Here is a 1,017-nt window from a genome sequence, read left to right as displayed (position 1 = left end):
GGCGGCATACCCACCGACCCCAGCCAGCCGCCCGCCGCTCCGGCGCAACCGGGCCACCCCCCCGCGGATCCGGCTGCGGCACAAGGCCAGCCGGCGCAGGAGCCGGAGCCGCAGAAGTCGGTCGAGGAGCTATTGGCCGAGCTCGACGAGATGACCGGCCTGGACTCGGTCAAGCGCGAGATCCACCAGCAGGTCGCCATTCTCAAGGTCGAGAAGAAGCGTTCCGAGGCGGGCTTGAAGACCGCCACCATCACCCGGCACCTGGTCTTCGTCGGCAACCCCGGCACCGGCAAGACCACCGTCGCCCGCATGGTCTCCGGCATCTATCGCGCCCTCGGCCTGCTCACCAAGGGACACCTCGTCGAGGTCGACCGCAGCGAACTTGTCGCCGGCTACCTCGGGCAGACCGCGATCAAGACCGCCGAGGTCGTCACCAAGGCCATCGGCGGCGTCCTCTTCATCGACGAGGCCTACGGCCTGTCCGGCGATCAGTACGGCCAGGAGGCCATCAACACCCTCGTCAAGGAGATGGAGGACAACCGCAACGACCTCGTCGTCATCGTGGCCGGCTATCCCGGGCCGATGATGGAGTTCATCGCCCAGAACCCCGGCCTGGCCAGCCGCTTCAAGACGATGATCGAGTTCCCCGACTACACCAACGACGAACTGATCGACATCATGGCGGGACTGGCCGCGAAGTCCGACTACGACGTCATCGACGAGGCGGAAGCCGTTGTCCGCGAGATCCTTTCGCGCACCGAACGCAATTTCACCTTCGGCAACGGCCGCTTCGTGCGCAATCTGCTCGAGGAAGCCATCGGCCGCCACGCCTGGCGGCTGCGCGATGACGAGGACGTCACCACCGAGGACTTGCGGCGGCTCCTCGCGGAGGACTTCCGCGAGGCCGAGGAACACCTCGCCGAGGACGAGCCGGCGGGTCCGCCGCCGGCCGACGACACCGCCGAAGCGGAGGCCGAGATGACCGCCGAGGGCGGACCGGAGCCCGACGCCGAAGGG

At 68.1% G+C, this 1,017-nt stretch carries 1 protein-coding gene; it reads left to right on the top strand.

Annotation, left to right across the window (positions count from 1 at the left end; translation table 11 throughout):
* On the top strand, positions 1–1,017 hold a 1,017-nt coding region (locus BN11_RS18345), incomplete at both ends, for an AAA family ATPase (RefSeq protein WP_157044419.1).

This window comes from Nostocoides australiense Ben110 (assembly GCF_001050535.1).
Taxonomy (GTDB): domain Bacteria; phylum Actinomycetota; class Actinomycetes; order Actinomycetales; family Dermatophilaceae; genus Nostocoides_A; species Nostocoides_A australiense.
This window is presented reverse-complemented; position numbering and strand designations above follow the sequence as displayed.